The 18,745-nt window shown below is 47.6% G+C and carries 10 protein-coding genes; 3 read left to right on the top strand and 7 right to left on the bottom strand.

Annotated elements, in window-relative coordinates; all coding sequences use genetic code 11:
* Position 1 precedes the first annotated feature (1 nt).
* The 3 genes from L5M37_RS07770 to L5M37_RS07760 all read right to left on the bottom strand — a co-directional run bounded on the left by L5M37_RS07770 (position 2) and on the right by L5M37_RS07760 (position 4,952).
* Positions 2-2,299: a hypothetical protein gene (locus L5M37_RS07770; protein ID WP_263200018.1), complete on the bottom strand. Its 2,298-nt coding sequence runs from the start codon at positions 2,297-2,299 to the stop codon at positions 2-4.
* 217 nt (positions 2,300-2,516) lie between these two features.
* A complete protein-coding gene (locus tag L5M37_RS07765; RefSeq protein ID WP_263200017.1) occupies positions 2,517-3,725 on the bottom strand; it encodes a NupC/NupG family nucleoside CNT transporter in 1,209 nt (402 codons plus the stop codon).
* Between the two features lie 279 nt (positions 3,726-4,004).
* Positions 4,005-4,952 carry a LysR family transcriptional regulator gene (locus tag L5M37_RS07760; RefSeq protein WP_263200016.1) on the bottom strand — a complete coding sequence of 316 codons (948 nt, stop codon included), beginning with the start codon at positions 4,950-4,952 and terminating at the stop codon, positions 4,005-4,007.
* Between the two features lie 225 nt (positions 4,953-5,177).
* On the opposite strand from L5M37_RS07760, the gene L5M37_RS07755 reads away from it, so the two are divergent.
* Positions 5,178-6,158 (top strand): dienelactone hydrolase family protein, encoded by a 981-nt coding sequence (locus tag L5M37_RS07755; protein ID WP_263200015.1) that lies wholly within the window; start codon positions 5,178-5,180, stop codon positions 6,156-6,158.
* A 190-nt stretch (positions 6,159-6,348) separates the two neighbouring features.
* On the opposite strand, the gene L5M37_RS07750 is transcribed toward L5M37_RS07755, so the two are convergent.
* From L5M37_RS07750 to L5M37_RS07740, 3 genes are read right to left on the bottom strand one after another with little or no spacing between them, the layout of a single operon-like run.
* Positions 6,349-7,638, bottom strand: coding sequence for a cytochrome c (locus L5M37_RS07750; protein ID WP_263200013.1), 1,290 nt, complete (start codon positions 7,636-7,638; stop codon positions 6,349-6,351).
* Entirely contained in the window at positions 7,638-8,171 is a 534-nt protein-coding gene (locus L5M37_RS07745) for a (2Fe-2S)-binding protein (RefSeq protein ID WP_006082848.1), read from the bottom strand. The genes L5M37_RS07750 and L5M37_RS07745 overlap by 1 nt, the downstream gene beginning before the upstream one ends.
* Positions 8,168-11,065 (bottom strand): xanthine dehydrogenase family protein molybdopterin-binding subunit, encoded by a 2,898-nt coding sequence (locus tag L5M37_RS07740; RefSeq protein ID WP_263200012.1) that lies wholly within the window; start codon positions 11,063-11,065, stop codon positions 8,168-8,170. The genes L5M37_RS07745 and L5M37_RS07740 overlap by 4 nt, the downstream gene beginning before the upstream one ends.
* 1,464 nt (positions 11,066-12,529) lie before the next feature.
* On the opposite strand from L5M37_RS07740, the gene L5M37_RS07735 reads away from it, so the two are divergent.
* Together L5M37_RS07735 and L5M37_RS07730 are read left to right on the top strand one after the other, a co-directional pair.
* Complete coding sequence (locus L5M37_RS07735; RefSeq protein ID WP_263200011.1) at positions 12,530-13,507, top strand: retron St85 family effector protein; 978 nt, start codon at positions 12,530-12,532, stop codon at positions 13,505-13,507.
* A complete protein-coding gene (locus L5M37_RS07730) occupies positions 13,504-14,448 on the top strand; it encodes a retron St85 family RNA-directed DNA polymerase (protein ID WP_263200009.1) in 945 nt (314 codons plus the stop codon). Before L5M37_RS07735 ends, L5M37_RS07730 begins: the two co-directional genes overlap by 4 nt.
* A gap of 404 nt (positions 14,449-14,852) precedes the next feature.
* Here L5M37_RS07730 and metH read toward each other — a convergent pair whose 3' ends face one another.
* The gene (gene metH / locus L5M37_RS07725; protein WP_263200007.1) at positions 14,853-18,587 is read right to left on the bottom strand and encodes a methionine synthase; all 3,735 of its coding nucleotides are present in this window, start codon (positions 18,585-18,587) and stop codon (positions 14,853-14,855) included.
* Positions 18,588-18,745 lie beyond the last annotated feature (158 nt).

Raw genomic sequence — 18,745 nt, 5'->3', positions numbered from 1 at the left:
CTTATGGCAAAGGCTTAAAGGTGAATTCATAGGGGATGTCGACGGGGTTTTGAGAGAGCGTCATATAACTCACCTTCGCTGCAGGGCCCTCCACACTCAAATAGCGGCCATCGACCAGCGCCTCTTTAATCCGCAGTTCGGTGGTTTCGGGCAGTCGAATCGTTAGGGATTTGCCTTGGGCATCCTCGACTTTAAAGTAGTTCTTAAGATCTTTACTCGGCTCGTCACCATAACCGGTTTTTGTTAGCCAAGCTTGTAAATCGATTAACCAAGGACGTGGGTTAGCTGCCTGCTCTAAGGGTTGCCAACTGATATCACCTTGGCAATGGATTTTTCCTTGGATGTGTTTATCGTAGAAAAACTGCCGCTCGCGGTCGGGCGTCATCAGGGTATAGGCTGGTCCGTTTGGGGCATTATGCTCAAACAGCCAAGTGACTTCGTGTTTCCCCTCTTTAAAACCTTGTTCTATTTCAGGTTTACAGGCACTCGCTAATGCGGCTGACATAGGAATATACAGATTATGGCCATTTTCAGTCTCAGGTTTTATCCCTTGGATCGCACTGATTTCGGCGTTTGATGGCTCAAGATCCTGATAGATGAAGCTATCGAGGCTCGAATTGCCAAACTCGCTTAGGGGATTGGCCAGATTTTGGTTGTAGTCGGTAAAGGTCACAAAGCGGATGTTCTTGGTTTGGCTTAACTCCGGCTGTGGCTGGTTCTCTACGATTACAACGGTTTTAGGGATTTCATCTAGCTTAAGTAACAGGGCGCGGGTGCTAAGGTGATGAGGATCATCGACACCGATTAATTCCCCCAGTAGTTCCTTATCCGTCACTGTTAACCATTGGGGATAATCACCATCGCGACGGGCTTCGGCCATCTTTCCTTTAAATTGCTGAAAAGGAAGGTTAATGTTTTGAGTGTTACTCTGCTTTGTTACGACTTTAAATAGCTTTGCCTCGGCGTCGAGCACCTGAATGGTGAGGCTCGCATCGCCGAAGGCGTAAGGATTCGCGACCAGTTCATCCCACGACTTTTCGACTATCTTATTGCTTTCGGGGATAAGGGTCAGCTTGGCGGTGATATGGTCTATCTGTTTGAGTTTATTGGCGGTGTTGTCCCAGCCTGTGGCGATAAGATCCACCGAAGACTCAATCGAGCGGTTGAAATTCATCGCCACACCTCTGCTGTGCTGCCAGAAGTGAATGTCTATCGGATTTCCGCTGGCATCAAAGGCGGCTAAGTCTTCATAATTCACATTAGCAACCACATATCGCGGGCTCATATTATGCACAAAGCGCAATTGGAGCACTTCTGGCGTGTCAGCGCCCCATGGGCCAATATTATCAAGAATACCTTGCTGATCAGGTAATAAGGATTTTATAAAGTCCTTATCATGGGCTTTATATTCCCGCGGAACATCGCTGATGGAGTACAGCTCTTTTTGCAGATCATCTATATCACGCTCGGCATCGTAGTTAGCGTCGGCATGCCAAAGCATGCTCATAATATAAGGGCTATCCTTGGGCGCCATGGCGATGCGGCGGGTGAGAGTACTGCCTTGCTGCACTTCTTGTTGAAAAAACGCCATGCTCTCTAACCAACCGGTTTTGCGGTTAAGCTCGAACTTTCCATAGGCCTTAAAGTTGTCTTTCTCACCTTGTACTACTGCAAATAACTTATCTTCGGTCACTTGCTCAACCGTCCAAGTTAGGCGTGCATCCATGGGGGCGCTGATGCTATAACCGACCCTAGGCTCAAGTGCTACAGGCAAGGTTGGAGCTTGTTTAAACAAGCTATTAAGATTCACCCAGTGGTCAAATAATTCCTTGATATCTTTTTGATCCATCTTGGCAATGGGAGTCAGTTGGCGGACTTCACCATTGTTAAATTCCACATTAAAGCCATCTTTAACCAACTGAAAGATTTCATTAGAGTTACCTTTAGGGTCGATATTACTCACCGGAATCGGCATGCTATAATCGCTAATTTGCAGCATATTAGGTTGGATAAAAAAACGGGCGTTATGGGTTAACGGCGTTGTTAAGCTGGTCGCCTTACCCTCTGCATTCTGTAATTGGTAATCCAGCAGCAGTCGTGCTTGCAGCACTTTGCGGGTTTCAAAGCCATCATTGAGGTTTATGGTGGAGATAATCTGATATTCACGCTCTGTGGGTATGTTGGTATTAACTGAATTGGAGGGGGACGTTGAGTTATCGCAGCCGGCGAGCACTAAGGCTATGCCTAGTGCTGTTATACCGATTGCGGTGTTAACTGCCTTGTATTTCACTATGGCCATTCGTACTCCTTTGGCTACGCATGTTATTGAAATGTAAACTCATTAATCTTTTTCTGGCGACATTATACACAAAAAATATCTGAGGCATAAAAGAAAACCCAAACCAAGCTTGCTTGATTTGGGTTTGTGTTGATCGCGGTTTTGCTGCGCGCGAGTGGCTAACTTAGTGGTTAACTCAATGGTGAGATGAGTGCCTAAAAAAGCCCAAGCTGATGGATTACAGCGAGAGGATCACGCTGGCAATTGCCGCACTCATGAGGTTAGCGAATACGCCAGCGGCAATGGCGCGAAAACCATTACGGGCGATAAATTCGCGGCGCTCTGGCACCATGCTACCCAGCCCACCGATCAAAATCGCCATGGTTGAAATGTTCGCAAAACCACACAGGGCAAAAGTCACAACGGCCTGAGAATGGGCGCTCAGTTGGTCTTCGACTTTCATTAACTGGATGAAGGCTACAAATTCATTCACTACGATTTTTTGGCCAATGAGTGAGCCTGCAGTAATGGCCTCATGCCAAGGAATACCCAGCAGCCACGCCATAGGGGCGAACAGATAACCGAGTAAAAATTCGAAGCTTAATTGGTAACCGAACCATTCACCCACAGCACCTAACATGCCATTCAGTAGGGCGATAACACTGACAAAGGCCAGTAGAGTGGCACCTATCCCGACAGAAATCCGCATGCCAGACATAGCGCCATCGGCTAAGGCTTCAACCACATTGGTGGCGCGAGGCAATTCGACAGAGGTGATTTCATCGGCACAATTTTTGTCATTGTCGCTAGGCGGCATGAGGATTTTAGCCATCAACAGACCCGCGGGTGCCGACATAAAGGCGGCGGCGATCAAATAGTTAAGATCGACACCTAAAGCGGCATATCCGACTAAAGTACCGCCCGCGACTGAGGCTAAACCACAGCTCATGACCGCGAAGAATTGCGAATCGCTCATGTGCTTTAAGTAGGGTTTAATTACCAGCGGCGCTTCAATCATGCCGACGAAGATGTTTGCCGTGGCAGATAAAGACTCGGCGCGGCCCGTGCCCAGTAAACGCTGCAGACCACCACCAATAATGTTGATCACCTTAGGCATTAGACCAATATGATACAGGGCTGAAATCAGCGCCGAGAAAAAGATGATGATACCTAACACATTGATTGCAAATACGAAGCCGACTTTACCCGTGGCGAGATCGCCAAACAGGAAGCCAATCCCTTCGTTACCATAGGCTATCACGCTCGACACGCCCGCCGTAACAGACTGCAATACGGCCTTACCCGCAGGGACGTAGAGCACTAACAGGGCAAATATAATTTGTAAGCCTAGGGCTAAAATCACAGTGCGGTAGGGAATGTTCTTGCGGTTCACTGACAGTAACCAAGCAAAAAACAAGATACTAATCATGCCTAATATCGCGGTCATAAGGGGTTATTCTTTTGAGTTAAGGAAGAAGCCGCGCATTGTAGGCCGAGTCGCAGTAAGGGCAAGTCGAGGGCGTTACTGGGCTGTTACGATAAAACAGTCGAAAATAGCAACAGTTTAACTTGCTGTTTATGCAGGATAATAAAAAAGATTTCGGCTACTGTTGCCCAGAGGAAATAATATTTGTGCCTGTGGCAATAATCGAAATCACGCCACAGACGACTTTAGGCTGGTGTCGTAGTCAGTGCTGGTTTGAAATGCAGCTTAAGTGACTGCAGTTTAAGTGACAGTCTTACCTAACCAAGGTTTGAGCTTTTTATCCCAGTAGGGCGGGTGGCCGATATGGGACTTTAAACACTCGATTATCACCTTGTACTTAGTCGGTAAATGGCGCCGCCTCGGGTAAACCACATAGACGGGCATCTGTTGCAGTGGTTTCCAATCGGGTAAGAGCTGGATCAGTTTTCCGCTTTGAAACTCATCACTGAGTAAATACGTGGCCACATAGCCTATGCCGCGCCCGGCAATCACCGCATTGCGCACGGCTTCGGCTAAGTCAACACGGTAATTTCCCGCTACATGCACAGTTTGTTCTAGGTCATCCTTAGCAAAACTCCAGCGATCATAATTACGGCTTTTGCTTTGATAGATAACGCAATTGTGTTGCGCTAATTCCTGTGGATGGTGTGGCACGCCGTGCTTGAGTAAATAATCGGGAGAGGCGACCACCACAAAGTTAGTCTCGGCAAGGTGCTGGGCGATATAACCTTCGTTCAACTGTTCATGGTTAGTGATCCACAGATCTAGGCCTTCTTCTAGCATGTCGGCTTTATGGTCGAACAGGCTTAGCTCAAATCGCAATTCGGGGTATTTTTGCTGCAACACTTCCAGCGCGGGGATGATGTGTAAGGTGCCAAAGGATTGGGAGGAACCGAGGCGAATAGTGCCGCTAATGTCATCGCGGGCATCCAGCATAATCGCATCGGCATTTTGCGTCGCTTCAAACACTTGCTCACAGTAATGGGCAAACTGTTGGCCCGCGTCGGTTAGCACTAAGGTGCGAGTGGTCCGCTGGACTAACAGCAAGTTCAGCTCTGCTTCCAGTGCGCCAAGCTGCTTGCTGACATAGGAAGTCGAGGTTTTTAACTTGGCCGCCGCTTGGGTAAAACTACCACTGGTCACCAGAGTGTGGAATATCACCATCTGGCTAGCTCTATGTTGTATCACGCTAGGCCCTCTAGAATCTAAATCGCTATTTTAAGCTAGCCTTGCCCTAACCGACAGCCGTTTGTGCCGATCGTGTGCTATTTCAAAACAAACTTACCAAACGGCACACGTTAAAGTCAGTTGCCCTAAGTGCGATTCTTACTTTACTCTTGAGTTAAATCTTAACACCCACAAGCTAGGGAAGACGTGTTACCTGTGGTTAGCTTGTTCAATGGAGGAATAACGATGATACAACAAGACAAGCAAGCCTTAGCAGAAACAAGTCAGATACATGCCCAGAAAGTACAACCGATACCGCAGGAAGCCTTTGACTGGTATGACGAATATGCCCATGGCATTATCGATCGCCGTGAGTTTATGGGGCGGCTCGCAGGGCTGGTGGCGCTAGGTTTCACCATGACGATGCTCACGGGCGCACTCTTGCCGAACTATGCCCTCGCCGAGCAAGTCTCCTTTAACGATCCCAGTATTCAAGCCAGCTATGTTAAGTTTCCCTCGCCAAATGGTTACGGTGAAGGGCGCGGCTACTTAGTCATGCCCGATGAGTTATTGCTCGCGGGCAGTGCCGCAGGTGAGCCGAAAACCTTAGATCTCAGTACAAAAGCCGCTGTGGTATTAGTGGTGCACGAAAATCGTGGCCTTAATCCCTATATCGAAGATGTGGCTCGCCGATTAGCCGCGCAGGGTTATATCGCCTTCGCCCCCGATGCACTTTATTCCCTCGGTGGTTATCCGGGTAATGATGATGCGGGCCGCGCTATGCAAAGCAGTTTAGACAGAGCCAAAATCGAGCAAGACTTTATTGCCGCTGCGCAGTTTTTAAAATCCCATCCTCAAAGCAATGGCAAACTCGGTGCCGTAGGTTTTTGCTTTGGCGGCTATATCGTCAATATGCTGGCCGCCACGATTCCCGATGAGCTTAATGCTGGTGTACCTTTCTATGGCACGCCAGCCGCTGCGGAACTGCGTAGCCGAGTAAAGGGGCCACTTATGTTGCAATTTGCTGGGCTCGATCAGCGGGTAAACGACACTTGGGCCGAGTACGAAACTCAGCTAAAAGCTAACAAAGCCGATTATGTTGCTTATCTTTACCCGAATGTGAATCACGGTTTTCATAACGACTCCACTGGCAGATACGATAAAGCCACCGCCGAACTCGCTTGGGCGCGCAGCTTAGCCTTCTTCGATACTCGATTGCGTGGCTAAGTGGGAGTGAAGCTCCGATTACTCTGATCCCGCTTATTCTAATTCCGCTTACTTTGATTAAGTCGATGAGTGACCGATTCTCGCGCTCTATATCATTCAAGCAAAAGCCGACTCTAGAGTCGGCTTTTATCTTAAATCTCCCACATACCTATGCGGCTTTTATCTTAAATATTCCACATACCTATGTGGGTTAGTCGTGCTCGAGGATCACTTCTTTTAAGCTTTGGATGGTTTTCACATCGAGATTACCAGCTTGTGTGCTCCAGGTGAGTCTTAGGTAATTGGCTAAGTCTTTAATCTGCTCGTCGCTTAACTCATCAGCATATCCCGGCATGGCATAAAAGCTGGTGGTGGCGTTGTAATGCTGGCTCTGAATACCTTTGAGTATCACGGCGACGATATTATGAGGACTCGCTTTATCTAAGGTGGCGTTTCCTGCCATCGCAGGGGCGACGTTAGGACGACCTTCACCATTTTGGCCATGACAACCGGCGCAGTAACCTTTGTAGAGCGTATAGCCTGGCAGTTCAGGTTTATGGCCGTTAAAGGTGAGCGGATCCGGTTTAAGATCATCGTCGTTATCGAGCAGATAACTGCTCACCGCGCGCATATCATCATCGGTCAAGTGGCTAAAGCTGTGATACACCACGGGATACATGCCGCCAAAGACAGTGCCTTTACGGGAGTAGCCTTCGGTAAACAGCGACTTAAGATCCTCATGGGTCCAGTTCTGCCTGTTAAGCTCAGCGGGGCGAATGTCCGATGCTTCAAGCCCTTCGATAATCGCGCCCTCAAAGTGCTTGTCCTGCTCCATGGCAAACATAGTGTCTCTTGGGGTGTGGCATTCACCGCAGTGCCCTAGGGCATTGACTAAGTAATTGCCGCGGTTCCAATGTTCGCTTTTTTCCTTGCTCGGGGTAAATTCCTTGGCATCGTGGGCGACTAAGTTCCAGGCTTTTAAGCCAAAACGCAGGTTAAACGGAAAGTAAACATCATTGTCGCGATTGGCTTGTTTGATGGGTTTAGTACTCATCAAATAGGCATAAATCGCCTGAGTGTCTGCGTCCGTGAGCAAACTGTAGGAAGTGTAAGGCATAGCAGGATAGAGGTTGCCGTTAACGCCAACACCGTGGTGCATGGCATCAAAAAACTCCTCGTAACTGTATTTGCCAATCCCAGTTTCTTTATCTGAGGTGATATTGGTTGAGTACACAGCGCCAAAGGGGGTTTCGAACGGTAAACCGCCCGCGAGTTCGCGCCCGCCCACTGCAGTATGGCAGGCCACACAGTCGCCTATCTTCATCAGATACGCGCCGCGTGCGATGTCGTTATTTGTATTGCCGCCTTCATCGGCAATGCTGCTGGAACAGGCGAGCAAACCTAGCCCTAAACTCAGGAGTAGATTGTGGCTCAACAGATTTTTTATCCTACTAATGTGCGGGAAATAGCGCGAGAAATGGCGCAGATTGGCTGATGTCATCACAGGGTTAGCCCCTTAGTTTTGAGGATCAGATCTTTGACCGCCGCATAGTATTTTACGTAGCCAGTACAGCGGCATACGTGTTCACTCAAGGCATCTTCAACGACTTTTTCAACTTGATCTTTAGCGATAGGTTGTCGCTCTAATCGCTCAAGCAGTGCAGTCGATTCGTTGACAAAGCCCGAGGTACACCAGCCACATTGAAACGAGAAATGTTCCAAAAAAGCCTCTTGTACTGGGCTCAGGGCGGTGATTTCGCCAAGGGAGTTTTGTCTGGCATGACCTTCGACAGTGCGGACGCGTTTACCATTAAAACGCTCAACACCATTGATGCAGGTACGCACCACTTCACTCATGCCTTGCTCGTCGTCGACGATCACTGTACAGGCGTGGCATACGCCTGCGCCACAACCAAACTTAGTGCCTGTGAGGTTCAAGTATTCATGTAGAAACTCAATCATCATCACACCATCGGCGACTTCAATCGGGCCTACGGCTTGGTTATTAATGGTCAGTTTAATAGACTGGCTCATGCCATGGCCTCCTTAATTTTTTTCGCTGTCATGGGTAAATCGTAAAAGCGGACATGGGTTGCTTGATACACGGCTTCAATCAGCGCCGCGACCACAGGGATCATCACCACTTCGGCGATACCACGGCTAGGATCGTTATCAGATAACTGCGGCAATATGGTATGACGTTGATCCCACACGCCCACATGCCGCGCTAACGGCACCTGATAGCGATTGAGGTTCCACGTACCATTGCCGGCGCCTGCTTCAAATGGCGGTAAGCCTTCATGCAGTGCATGGCCTATTCCCATAGCAAGACCACCTTGAATTTGCCCTTCGACTAATTCTTTAACAATCACTTTGCCCGCCTCTAACCAAGTATGAGAACTCAGTAGCGTGACTTCGCCATTGCCCTCGTTTATGGCCACTTCAACCAAAGTGGCGCAGGGGGCGTAGTAGGTCACCATGGCATTGTTCAGTTCAGCCTTGGGATAACTCATGGCTTGACGATCGATCAAGTGATAGCCATTAGATTTCATGCTGGCTTGGCGCGCTTTGATACTCATAGATGTGTCGGAAGTTGCCGCAAACGTCGCGTTCCCTTCGCCGTATTGCAGCGCCAGCGCATCGAGTGCTAAACGCTCTTTAGTGCCAAGAATGTCGAAATCGGCTTCGGCCCAAGCCCAGCGATTAAAGGCATGGCCCATCACGCCGACCACTAAACCCATATCGTGGGCGCGTTTAGCGAGAATATCGATCGACAATGGCGGAAAGCCCAAGGCGGTTAACTTGCCATCGACCCAGCGACCATCCCGTGAGTTATGCAAATTAGTCGAGCCCATCGGGGTGTTAAAATACAACTCGTTCCAAATTGATACCGCCGCAGGCCACAGGCCGTGGCGATAGATAATATCGGCGGCGATGCGGGTGACATGGCTTTGGTAATAGGCCGACATAGACGCCGACGATGCCATAGCTTTAACGGGCGTCCAGCGTGGATTAGCCGCCATTTCATCTTGGCGTTGCTGCGAAATAATATAAGGATTATCGGTTTGCACTAATTGCATCGCATCCCAAATATCCACTTCGGCGAGTTTTACCTCATCGGCAAAGTTGCCTAGAGCATCGCTGACCACCACAGCTTGGGAGGTTTGCGTGCCTGTGCCCATTTCGATAAAGCCGATTTCTAGGGTGATTTTACCGTCTTTAGCTAGGCGAACCGCCGCACTTGGCGCCGCTGCGCCCGTACCATAATCTTTAGTGGCGATACCAAAACCGACGCCGTAACGCATCCCCGGATGTTTGGCCTCATAGTCCTTTTTATTCACCGCGCGGTTTTGCCACACGGGAGCTTGCTCGGCCATCTCGAGCATTTCGCGGTAACGTAAAGTGCCGTTAGGAATTGCGCCTTGAGTATTGCGCTGGCCAGACTCCATCACGTTGGCGGCGCGCAGTTTAAAGGGATCAACCTTTAGCTCATCGGCTATCTCGTGGATCATGCATTCCATCGCCGTCATCGATTGCAGCGTGCCATAACCGCGCATCGAACCCGCATCTGGGTTACGTGACGCATAGGCGGTGGCGATAATATCGTTGCGCGGCGTGTAATAAATGCTTTGCATTGCTGTCGCACCAACCGAGGTCACAGACGGGGTAAAGTTGACTCGTCCGCCGCCATCGACTGTCATCTGTGAAGTTAAGGCTTGGATTTTTAAGGTCGATTTATCCACAGCTAAGCGGCTTTTCATGATGAACGGATGACGCTTAAGGCCAGACTGGAATTGTTCGAATCTGTCATTGGCGAGTCGGATTGGCCCTTTGGCATAAACGGCCGCGATCACGCCGTAATAAGGAAATATCGAATGGTCTTTCGCGCCAAATCCACCGCCGATATAAGGCGAGTGCACCACAAGATGTTTTACCTTGCCTGCCAGTGGGCTAGATAACAGCATGTGCACTGCCATCTCTTGAAAGTCCTGCGGCGACTGCGAGGTAATCACAGTATGAAAGGTTTGGCTAGCCGCATCATACCAGCCGTTAAAGGCTTCGGGTTCCATCATCATAGGATCGATGATCTGGGTGCGATATTCCCGCTCTAACACTTGCCATTGTTGATTGGCTTGGGCGCTAGCAATTTGCTTATCTATCTCGCCCGCATAATAAAGCCCGCGCTCAGACACAGTCCCTTTGGCATTAGGATTGCCTAACCATTCTGGCTTGCGATCTTTTACGCTAGGGAAAAACAGCCCATCGTGGAGCGGGCTATATAAATCTTCCCGTGCGCCATTTTCACCTTCCACTCGTATAAGGCGCCAACTGGCGTAAGGGTCTTTCGAGTCCGACATAAACGGCGTTTGCTCACCAAAGCGCAGTAAGGTTTGGTCAAATTGCAGTAAGGACTTAGCTTGCTTAAAGGCGGGGAAACTGTCGAACAACAATATCGCCACCGCATGACCTAAGTAGTCGGCGGTTTGCCCCTCGGCCAGTAACATATTGTCACCGTAAAAATCGGGCAGCTTGATTTTATCACGGGCCAGATCGGCCGCAGTGATCACTTTATAGGGCTTAGCCGACGCTGGCAGATGGTCGAGGGAAAAGCCTTGATAAACATGGGAGGCATCGGCGGCGCGAAGTATAAAAGCGTAACCTTGCTGCTTGGGCCAGCCCTCCATGTCCATAGCGCGGTAATCACGGCCATAGACTTTTTGGCCTGTGACCTTAGCTATGCCGTCATTACGAAACTTAGGTTTGGATTGACCATTAACCTGAGTTTGCCATTGGGCTGCCAGTTCAGGTGAGACAATCGCCGCATTCGCGCGACTCATTTCCCACAACAAAGGGGCCGAGTATACGGCAACCCCGCCAATCACACATTGCTTGATAAAGGTCCGGCGTGACGTATTAGATGGTTCCATATCTCAACCTCAGTTGTGCTTCCGTGTAATATCAGCCGCGCTGCATGGTATCGCCCGATATAAGCTTGTTGTCGATCGACTTTTTATTGATTGTTGCGACATAGCTTTGATAAACACTGAATGTAAATTTACATTAGCCACGTTAGCATGTAGGGCCGAAAATGCAAATTTAGGCGGTTAATCGTTGTAGTTTTGACCAAGGTAAATCAGAGTGTAAAACCCGTGTTATCAGGCTTCTGCAGTGATGTTCGCACTGTGATTCAACTCAGTTACGTTATGCCTGAATTTTGTTCAGTACTCTTTGCGCTGAGCCCTTGAGCAATGCGCTCAATTGGGGCTTATTTGCATGTCGAAATTGGCTCGCTTGCCAAAACCAAACCGCCTGACACCGCGAGACTTCATGTCACTGCAAGATCAAGAGATAGTGTTATTTGATGGCGATTGGTTTAGTCACATGCATTCATATCAACATTGTTAAATCAGTACTTGCTTAATTACCTGATTTGTAATGCTAAAGTTATAGACAAGTGTACGCTATGTCGCTATCTTAGGTTTTTAACAAGGATGAGCTTTAATCGCGTACCCGCGATTCGAGTCACTTGCATCAGGACGATGTGTCTTTTCTCTTTCTTAGATACCCAACTCCTCCTGCAAATTCGTGAATATGCTTTGGCACTTATTTTCTTGTTGCTCTGTGTTTGTAGCACTTTACTGAGTGTTATGGGTTAACCGTTTCGCGTTGAGTTAGTTGAGTTAATGCGGCCTAACGGCCGAGGTGAATCAAGGTCGTGGGTCTTCAACCCACACCCGACCAAGAGGGGATCAACAGCAATTCCCTCTTGGATCTCCCTTGCCGCCCCCCAACGGAGTTGAAAGCCCCTTGGGCATTTAGCGTTCTAATGCTATCGCGTCAGACGCTCGTCCCTGATTCGACTGACGCTATCTCGGCATCCATGCCTCGCTCACGCAACGAACACAAATGTCCTGCGGCAACTCCGAGGGGAGGGTGTATTCCTTCAGAACGGGTGTTATTGGTCGATTGTCTGGGGATAAAAATGTGCCCGTCCAATCCTTTTTTGAACTCAATCTCGCGAGCTTTTTAGTCTCCAAGTGACTTATTGTTACTTGAATGCTAACCGAAAGTGCGTTATGTTCTTGTTTTATAATGGATGGACAGATTTATGTGATGTGTCACATCTTCAAGCTAAAACATTGAATAGGCTTTTTAGCTGATATACAATCCCGTTACTCTTTACGCGTGGGATAACACAAAACAGTTTATCCTTGTCGGGCGATTAGCCAGACACTAACTTATTGAAGGTATTTAGGGTTGCGCTAAAGCACTTCTCTAAAGATCCTTCGTTCCTCAGGAGCGTTAGAGAAGTCTTCAGCGCATCCTCTAGGTAAAGAGAAACAAAAACGGCCATCATGGCCGTTTTTTAATGTAAGGAACAACGCTAACAAATGAACTATGATGATACACTTATCGAAGAATTTGGGCGTTTCGACTTCTCTAATTTTCACGTAATGTATCACCCACCTAGAGTCTTTGTTTGTGGCGGTGAGTACAATACGGGTAAGCTACTTCCGGCTAGCATGAGAGATCGTATAATTCAGTATTTTGAGTTAAACGATGACGATCAAGAATCTCGCTTATTATCAAAATCTTGCGTGATGGCTGAAGACTTCAAAGACTACTTCAAAGATGGAGCATATTCAGATTTAATGGAATTTGAGGATGACATCGCAAAAGTATCAACCTTGATTATCATTTGTCTAGAAAGTCCCGGCTCCTTGGTCGAACTTGGTTTACTTTGCAATAACAGCTCTCTAGTTAAACGCCTTTTGGTAATTGCCCCTCAATCAGAAGTTGAGGCAAAGGACTCTTTTATTTATTTAGGTCCGTTAAGTAGCTTAATCGTTAGAGACCCATCCTCAGTTTTAATTTATCCATGGCCAGATAATGAACATCAAGAATATGAACATATTGATTTAATCGCTGGTGATATAAAAAATAAACTGAAAAACACTAACAAGACATCAAAGTTTGATATTAAAAACTCTGCCCACATTGCATTTCTTATACATGACATAGTTCAAATTTCAAGTCCTATAAAAATCACTGAAATTGAATTAGCTTTGGCTTCTATTGATGTTAACATCAATGAAAAAATAATTCATCGATTGCTATTCCTATTGGAAAAAATTAATTTAGTTAAATTTACAACATATAGCAATGTTAACTATTACTACACATGCAATGATGAAGACAGAAGAATACGATTTGGAAGGGCAAAAGATAACTCAAAACGAGATGAAAGCTCTATTAAAATAGCAATAAGAAAATCGTTTGTTCTTGATGATAATGAGTCATCTAAGAAGAGAAGACTTGCTCTAAAACAAATTTACTCTATCAAACAGGCTCTAGAGGAAGCTCAATGAATATTATTGAAATTATTAGTGAAGCTTTGTTGATGCCAGAAAAAGAATTGTTAAGTTTTTCTTCAACTGCCCCTAGACGATACAAAATATATACTATTGCTAAAAGAAATAGCGATGAAAGAAGATTAATTGCCCATCCATCAAAAGAAGTTAAATTTTTACAGCGATTGCTAGTCATACATATGGAGGATAAGCTACCTATTCATGATAGTGCTAGTGCATATGTAAAACAAAAAGGTATAAAATCAAACGCTTTAGTTCATAAAAATAATCAATATTTATTGAAGATGGATTTCAAAAACTTTTTCTTATCTATAACACCAGATATTTTATTAGCACAAATGTTATCTTTAGGTATAGAACTCGATACTGACAATATCGAGTTCATATCGGGGATGTTATTCTGGAAGTTAAGGCGAAATAGTCCTTTAAGATTAAGTATTGGTGCTCCAAGTTCACCATTTATTTCTAATGTCGTTATGTATGACTTTGATAGTGTTATAGAAAAAGAGTGTAAGGATCTGGGGGTAACCTATACAAGATACGCTGATGACCTAGTATTTAGCACCAATAGTAAAGATGTTCTATTCGAAATACCTAAGTTAGTTAAAAGTACGCTAAAAAAAATTTATGGTTCTAGAATTAGAGTTAACACAGAAAAGACAGTCTTTTCATCTAAGAAGTTTAATCGACATATTACAGGTGTGACTTTAACCAACAATAATTTGTTATCAGTTGGCCGAGCGAAGAAAAGATATATATCATCTCTTGTTCATAAATATACACTTAGATTGCTTTCTGATGAGGAAATACTACAACTTAAAGGGTTATTATCTCATTCGAGTAATATCGAACCATTACTTATTGGTAGGCTATCAAATAAATATGGTGTTGATGTGATGACTAGTTTAGCACCAAAGAAATTTTTCACAGGCAATTAAATACTTATATTTACATACCTCTAATAAATTTGACTTCGTGGTTGACTAAAAAGATAGGACATTCGTAGCATTTTGAATGTGAAAGTTAACTCTAAATGACACAGAAGTTCACTGATCCCCTGCGAAGTTGCTGAAGGGCGTTGAAGAAAATAGCGTGACGCAGACAGGACGTCTGCGTAGCTTTCGGGGGGAAGGGACGCCCCATCGGAAGTGTTAGCTATTTTCGAATAAGCACGAAGCCAGTCACTAATGCATGTAACTTCGCTAGGGGCGTCTTGGAGAATCCAAGGAGGATAGGACGAGCAGTCCTCCTTGGTCGGGTGTGGGGTGAAGCCCCACGACTTTAACGCTTAATTCAAACGAAGTTTGAAAGTTTAAGCCCTGCGGGTGATTGCAGATCCCAATCACTCGGGATCATAATCCAACACTGGCGCCAGCCACTTCTCCGTCTCTGCGATAGTCATCCCTTTACGCTTCGCATAATCTTCCACTTGATCGCGGCCTATGTTACTCACGCCAAAGTAGCGGGATTTCGGGTGGGCGAAATACCAGCCAGATACTGCCGCTGTCGGGAACATGGCGTAGCTTTCGGTGATGTTCAAGTCGATGGTTTCATCGGGCTTGAGTAAGTCCCATAACAAGCCTTTTTCGGTGTGGTCTGGGCATGCTGGGTAGCCCGGTGCGGGGCGTATGCCTTTGTATTTCTCGCGGATTAAGGCTTCGTTGCTTAACTGCTCATCGGCCGCATAACCCCAAAACTCTTTACGTACCCGTTCGTGCATCCGCTCGGCAAAGGCTTCGGCCAAACGGTCGGCTAAGCATTTGAGCATGATGGCGTTGTAGTCGTCGTGGTTGGCTTCGAAACGCGCCACATGTTCGTCTATGCCATGGCCTGTGGTCACCGCAAAGCCGCCCATGTAATCGGCGACGCCTGAGTCTTTTGGCGCGACAAAATCGGATAGGCAGAAGTTGTCATTACCGACACGTTCAAGCTGCATCCGCAGGTGATGTGTGGTCATTTCGACTGTGGTGCGCGACTCATCTGTGTAGAGTTCAATGTCGTCGTAATTGACGGTATTGGCAGGGAATAAGCCGATAACCGCTTTTGCCGTGAGCCACTTTTCTTCGATGATTTGTTTGAGCATGGCCTGACCATCGGCGAACAGCTTTTGCGCTTCTTCACCGACCACTTTATCGGTGAGGATTTCAGGGTAATGGCCGTGCAGTTCCCACGAGCGGAAAAACGGTGTCCAGTCGATACGCTCGACTAAGTCTTCTAATGGATAATGATCAAACACTTGGCGACCGAGCACGTTTGGCGTGAACGGGGTGTAGTTGGCCCAATCGTGTTGGCAGCGGTTTTCACGGGCCGCTTCGAGTGACACAATTTCTTTGCGCTTGGCTTGGGATAAACGTTTAGTGCGCATGTCGTCGTATTCGGCATAGGTTTCGTCTATGGTCGCTTGGCGTGTCTCGTTGTTGATGAGCTTACTCACCATAGGCACGGCGCGGGACGCATCGGCGATGTAAATGGCGCCATGGGGATAATGGGGCGCAATCTTCACCGCTGTGTGGATTTTCGAGCAAGTGGCGCCGCCGATAATCGCCGGAATGGTTAAGCCTTCGCGGTGGAAGGTTTTCACGTTATGCACCATCTCGTCCAGACTCGGAGTGATGAGGCCCGACATGCCGATGATATCGATATTGTGTTCTTTCACTGCGTCGAGAATTCGCTCCACCGACACCATCACACCTAAATCGAATACCTCAAAACCGTTACAGGCGAGCACCACGCCGACGATATTTTTGCCAATATCGTGCACGTCGCCTTTTACCGTCACCATCAAAATCTTGCCGTTAGATTGGCCTTCGACCTTTTCCAGCTCGATATAGGGGTTTAAGTAAGCCACGGCTTTTTTCATCACCCGCGCCGATTTCACCACCTGCGGCAGGAACATCTTGCCCGAGCCGAATAAATCGCCGACCACGTTCATGCCATCCATCAAGGCGCCTTCAATCACATCCAGCGGACGTTTCGCTTCTTGGCGAGCGGCTTCGGTATCTTCATCGATAAATTCGGTAATGCCTTTGACTAGCGCATGGGATAAGCGTTGGCTCACCGGCCAGCTGCGCCATTCTAAATCTTCTTTCTTACCCACCTGCGCGCCATCACCGCGGAATTTCTCTGCGATTTCAAGTAACTGCTCGGTATTGCTCGAGCCTTCAACTGGGCAGGGCAAGTTAAGCACCACGTTTTCGACCCGCACTTTAAGCTCAGGATCGATATCGTCGTAAATGGCTAACTGACCCGCGTTGACAATGCCCATGTCCATGCCGACTTTGATGGCGTGGTACAGGAATACCGCGTGAATCGCTTCGCGCACTGGGTTGTTACCGCGGAACGAGAACGACACGTTCGACACGCCGCCCGAAATCATTGCGTGGGGCAGGGTGGCTTTAATCGCTTTAATGGCATCAATAAAATCGACGGCATAGTTGTCGTGTTCATCGATACCGGTGGCGATGGCGAAAATATTCGGGTCGAAGATGATGTCTTCTGGCGGAAAGCCGACCTTATCGACCAGCACCCGATAGGCGCGGGTACAGATTTCGATTTTACGCGCCTTAGTGTCGGCCTGACCTTGCTCATCGAATGCCATGATAATGGCCGCCGCGCCGTAGCGTTTCACTAAGGTGGCTTGCTCGATAAACTTGGCTTCGCCTTCTTTGAGGGAAATAGAGTTAACTATGCCCTTGCCTTGAATACATTTGAGGCCAGCTTCGATCACTTCCCATTTAGAGGAGTCGATCATAATAGGTACGCGGCTGATGTCGGGCTCAGAGGCAATCAAATTTAAAAACTTGTGCATGATCTCGGCGCCATCGAGCATGCCTTCGTCCATGTTGATGTCGATGATTTGCGCGCCGCTTTCGACCTGCTCGCGGGCGACATCGAGCGCTTGCTCAAACTTGCCTTCTTTGATCAACTTTAAAAACTTGGCCGAACCTGTAACGTTGGTGCGCTCACCCACGTTAACGAACAGGGATTGGGCGTCGATAGTCAGTGGTTCCAAACCGGCTAAGCGGCAAGCGACGGGAATGTCCGGCAAAATACGTGGATCGTGACGGCTCACCGCTTCGCGGATCACGCGGATATGTTCAGGCGTACTACCACAGCAACCACCGATAATATTGAGCATGCCTTCGCGCGCCCAATCTTCGATCACATTCGCCATGTCTTCTGGGGTTTCATCGTAACCGCCAAACTCGTTCGGCAGGCCAGCATTCGGATGCGCCGACACATAACACTCACTGATGCGGGATAATTCTTCGACGTACGGGCGCAGCTCTTTTGGCCCAAGTGCACAGTTAAGACCGATAGATAAGGGCTTGATATGGCGAAGGGAATTGTAAAAGGCTTCGGTCGTTTGGCCTGTCAGTGTGCGGCCAGAGGCATCGGTAATGGTGCCCGAAATCATGATCGGCAATCTGTCTTTTGAATGCTGACCGAATAAGTCATCAAATACCGATTCAATCGCAAACAGCGCGGCTTTGGCGTTTAAGGTATCGAATATGGTCTCGACCATAATGATATCCGCGCCGCCTTCAATCAGTGCCTTAGTGGATTCTTTGTAAGCAGTCACTAACTCATCGAAGCTGACGTTGCGATAGCCAGGGTCGTTCACATCAGGGCTAATCGAACACGTACGGTTAGTGGGGCCTAACACACCGGCGACGTAGCGTGGAATGCCTGTGGCAGCAAAGGCTTCATCACAGGCTTCACGGGCGAGGCGCGCGCCGACTAAGTTAATTTCGGCGGACAGCGACTGCATGTCGTAGTCGGCCATGGCGATAGTAGTAGCGTTAAAAGTGTTGGTTTCAATGATGTCGGCACCGGCGTTTAAGTAGTCGGTGTGAATTTGTTTGATGATGTGAGGCTGTGACAAGACCAATAAATCGTTGTTGCCTTTGACGTCAGTGTGCCAATCTTTAAAGCGTTCGCCGCGATAGTCCTCTTCTTCCAGCTTGTAGCCTTGGATCATAGTGCCCATGGCACCGTCTAAGATCAGAATGCGCTCTGCAAGCTGTTTGCGAATGTCTGCTAATATTTGGCTGGCTTTGGTTGAGGGTATCGTCATAAATAATTACCTTAAATACAGCTAAGTTAAGTCCAAAAATCGGCCATTGTTATGCTAAGTGCATTTTATTGTCGTCTGCCGACATTTTTTGAATACTTGTTCTTAAAAATTTGTTTTGGACATTTAAACGTATAGACGTCCATAATACGCGACTTATG

This window comes from Shewanella sp. SM69, from assembly GCF_025653985.1.
GTDB lineage: Bacteria > Pseudomonadota > Gammaproteobacteria > Enterobacterales > Shewanellaceae > Shewanella > Shewanella oncorhynchi.
This window is presented reverse-complemented; position numbering and strand designations above follow the sequence as displayed.